The organism is Halorubrum laminariae (assembly GCF_024494655.1).
In the GTDB taxonomy this organism is placed as follows: Archaea; Halobacteriota; Halobacteria; order Halobacteriales; family Haloferacaceae; genus Halorubrum; species Halorubrum laminariae.
In genome coordinates this window covers 1-1,522 of the sequence record NZ_JANHDL010000038.1, presented here as the reverse complement: position 1 = coordinate 1,522, position 1,522 = coordinate 1, and the positions used below count along the sequence as shown (strand labels likewise).

The 1,522-nt window shown below is 48.4% G+C and carries 2 protein-coding genes; both read right to left on the bottom strand.

Annotation, left to right across the window (positions count from 1 at the left end; translation table 11 throughout):
* Window positions 1-53 precede the first annotated feature (53 nt).
* Window positions 54-368, bottom strand: coding sequence for an AAA family ATPase (locus NO887_RS18440; RefSeq protein WP_303652376.1), 315 nt, complete (start codon window positions 366-368; stop codon window positions 54-56).
* Between the two features lie 100 nt (window positions 369-468).
* The gene (locus tag NO887_RS18435) at window positions 469-1,200 is read right to left on the bottom strand and encodes a DUF6498-containing protein (protein WP_256419620.1); all 732 of its coding nucleotides are present in this window, start codon (window positions 1,198-1,200) and stop codon (window positions 469-471) included.
* Window positions 1,201-1,522: the final 322 nt, after the last annotated feature.

Below are 1,522 nucleotides of genomic sequence, written 5' to 3'. Positions count from 1 at the left end.
GCCGACAGCGACAGCTCTCCGTCGATCCGTCCGTAATCATCTCATCGAGACCATCAGTACAACCGCTTCGAGACAGAACTCAGGCCGCAGAAACAGCTAGCTGTGGATGCTTTGTGAGGTACTGAGTCTTCCCAGCAGTTCACGTACTGTGTATCGAGTTCTACGACGTTCTCGCGGAGTCGTTCGAGGATGAATTGTGCAATGCAGGTTTTCCCGGTTCCAGACGGGCCGTACAGGAGTATGGGTTCCGCTGATTGGCCGTCTGTGATTGGTTCGAGGATGCTGGAGAGGTAGTTTACCTCGTTGTCCCGGTGTTGGATTTCACGTGGGATGAACTCCTGTTGGAGAACCCGGGCGTCTGTGATCATAGTTCACGTCGACACGGAACGGTAGGGTAATAAATGGAAGTGTGTAGTTTCCAAATATTCGGGTTTATTGAAATCCTCAGATATTTACACATATGTTATCTTATTTGACACTAAAATCGTCTGTCTGAGGGTCTAAACTCCCCATCCACGCCCTAATCGCCCCCATCGGAACTAAATAGAGCAACCACACGGCCCGTGAATCCAAATCGGTACCCGTCCCGATAATCACAAAGCTGACGGGAGCAACCACAAAGACCAAAATCAGAAACAACTCAAAGACGGGTCTGAACGCGAAAGCCAACGCGTCTGCCGGTGATTTGTCTTGATATGACCGGTTGACGATGAAATAGCGCCAGACGCGCGATAGCTGAAAGAAAACAGTGCCAGCAATTGCGAGCCCAACTGAGAGGGGAAGTCCTGAATCCAAAAGGGGAAGTCCTGAATCCAAATCATAACCGGAAAGGAAAGGAGTCATGATTACTGTAAGAATGAAAGCTGGGATAACCGCCTTTCGCAACACGTAGTTGATATTGCGCGGGTATACCGGCGGTATTAGACCAATCGGCTGAATTGAAGTGGGCTCTTCATCCCAAGAATCCCCATCGAGATCATCCACGGACTGTGGCGTGAACAACGCGACAGAAAAGAACAGGAGATTGATGATCGCTATCTCGATGAGATAGATGACAGCGATTTCAAGAAGACTCCACTCAAATACGACCACTCCAAGAATGAGTGCAGAGTTCAGAATACACGCAAAAACAAAATCGCGGGACTCTCTGAGCATTCCGGGTATTGTTTTGCTACCCCCCGTCTGGCTACTCGTTCCCATCTATCTACACTTTCCTTCGGAAGCTGTTTATTTGTTCTGTTGACTCGATGGAAATACTGGTACTCTATGAGAGCGTGAAACAAGATATGGGCGCAAGAGACCGAGAGGATTTCTGTGCCACAGAGCACGTTTTGTTGACTGGTGGCTCTGTTGAAATCCTCAGCAAGTGATATATTCTCACCCAGTCGCGGTCAGTACAGGTGACACACAGATCGCTCAGTACAGATGAACTACTCACTGGCCGTTGAAAGTCATACAGAGCGGACAATTTTTCACGCTCCTTCTATTTTAATCCGTTATGAACCGACCATCTGTCTTTTAT

Bases quoted from the DNA above. Each gene is read 5' to 3' on its own strand.
- NO887_RS18440 (WP_303652376.1), bottom strand. From the start codon at position 368: ATGATCACAGACGCCCGGGTTCTCCAACAGGAGTTCATCCCACGTGAA.
- NO887_RS18435 (WP_256419620.1), bottom strand. From the start codon at position 1,200: ATGGGAACGAGTAGCCAGACGGGGGGTAGCAAAACAATACCCGGAATG.